General features: G+C 71.3%; 1 protein-coding gene and 1 pseudogene. Both read right to left on the bottom strand.

Annotated elements, in window-relative coordinates; genetic code table 11:
- Positions 1-1615, bottom strand: a 1615-nt coding sequence (locus A612_RS13760) for an efflux RND transporter permease subunit (RefSeq protein WP_241209561.1), incomplete at its 3' end; no start/stop codon positions are given.
- Position 1616: 1 nt separating this feature from the next.
- Positions 1617-1898: pseudogene (locus tag A612_RS16760) on the bottom strand (efflux RND transporter periplasmic adaptor subunit); the annotation flags it as partial.

Raw genomic sequence — 1898 nt, 5'->3', positions numbered from 1 at the left:
GCTCCAACCTGGCCGTCAGGCCGGTGTGGCCGCTGCCGTCCTTGCCGGCGGCGTGCGCCTTCATCCAGTGCTGGGCCAGCCAGGGCGTGACGACGAAGGCAATGGCCAGCGACAGCAGCATCCCCATGCTGGCATTGATGGGGATGGGTGCCATGTACGGCCCCATCAGGCCGGAGACGAAGGCCATGGGCAGCAGCGCGGCAATCACCGTGAAGGTGGCCAGGATGGTCGGCCCGCCGACTTCATCGACGGCGCGCGGGATGATCTGCAGGAGCGGCAGGCCGGGTTCGAGACGCTGGTGGCGGTGGATGTTCTCGACCACGACGATGGCATCGTCCACCAGGATGCCGATGGAGAAGATCAGCGCGAACAGCGACACGCGGTTGAGCGTGAAGCCCCAGGCCCAGGAGGCGAACAGCGTGGCCGCCAGGGTCAGCACCACTGCCAGGCCGACGATGGCGGCCTCGCGCCGGCCCAGCGCCAGGAACACCAGCGCCACCACCGAGGCGGTGGCAAACAGCAGCTTCTGGATCAGCTTCTGCGCCTTGTCGTTGGCGGTTTCGCCGTAGTTGCGCGTCTGGCGCACCTGCACGTCATCGGGGATCAGCACGCCTTGCAGCTGCTCCATGCGCGCCGACAGGGCGTTGGCCACGTCGATGGCGTTCTCGCCCGGTTTCTTGGTCACCTGCAGCGTGATGGCGGGCCACTCCTGCACCTGGCCGCTCGCATCCCCCTCGCCGCGCTGGCCGAGCCAGACCAGGCGCTGCGCCGGCGGAGCGCCATCACGCACCTGCGCCACGTCCTGCAGGAAGATGGGCCGGCCGGCGCGCGTGGCCACGACCAGCTCGGCCACCTCGCGTGCCGAGGACAGGAAGGGGCCGGCCTGCAGCTCGACGCTCTGACCACCGGCCAGCAGCTCACCCACGGGCAGGCCGAAGTTGGCCGACTGCAGTGCGGCGCGCAACTCGCGCACCGACACGCCGGTGCTGGCCATGCGCGCAGCGTCCAGCTCGACCACCACGGCGCGGCCCGGCCCGCCGATGGCGCGCACCTCGCGCACGCCGGGCACGCGGGCCAGCTCGGCCTCGATGGTATGGGCCACGCGCTCCAGACCGAAGGCGTCGGCGGTCTCGTCGCTGGCGTGCAGGGTGAAGCTGACGATGGGCACGTCGTCGATGCCCTTGGGGCGAACCAGGGGCTCCTGCACGCCCAGGCCCTGCGGCCACAGGTCGGCATGGCTGCGCAGCTGGTCGTGCAGGCGCACCAGCGCGACGTTGCGCGGCACGCCGACCTTGAACTGCACGGTGAGTATGGCCAGGCCGGGGCGCGAGACGGACATGACGTGCTCCGTGCCCTCCATGCCGGCCAGCAGCTGCTCGGCCGGGGTGGCGATCATCTGCTCGACATCGCGCACCGAGGCCCCGGGGAAGGGCACCAGCACGCTGGCCATGGTCACGTCGATCTGCGGCTCTTCCTCGCGCGGGGTGACCAGTACGGCAAAGACACCGAGCAAGAAGGCCACCAGCGCCAGCAGCGGGGTGATCTGCGCCGACTGGAACAGGGCGGCAATGCGGCCAGAGATGCCCATGCGGGCCTGGGGAGCGTCGTGCGGCATGTCAGCGCACCCGGGCAGCAGCCTGTGGATCGAGTGCCACGCGCTCGCCGGCGCGCAGGCCACTCAGGACGGGGATGGACGCCTGGCCGTCAGCAGCACTGGCCGCAGCCTGACCCAGCCGCACCTGGCGCAGGCGCGGGCGCTGCTGCTCATCCAGCACATAGACAGCGGTCAGCTCGCCCCGGCGCAGCACAGCGCTGGCCGGCACGGACAAGGGGGGTGGGGGGGTCGGGCCGCTGCCTGGCTGGGCGGCGTGTGCGGTGGCGGCAGGGGAGGCCAGCGG

The organism is Melaminivora alkalimesophila, from assembly GCF_000282995.1.
GTDB classification, from domain to species: Bacteria; Pseudomonadota; Gammaproteobacteria; order Burkholderiales; family Burkholderiaceae_C; genus Melaminivora; species Melaminivora alkalimesophila.
The sequence above is the reverse complement of the archived record's forward strand: the minus strand, read 5'-3'. Positions and strand labels throughout refer to the sequence as shown.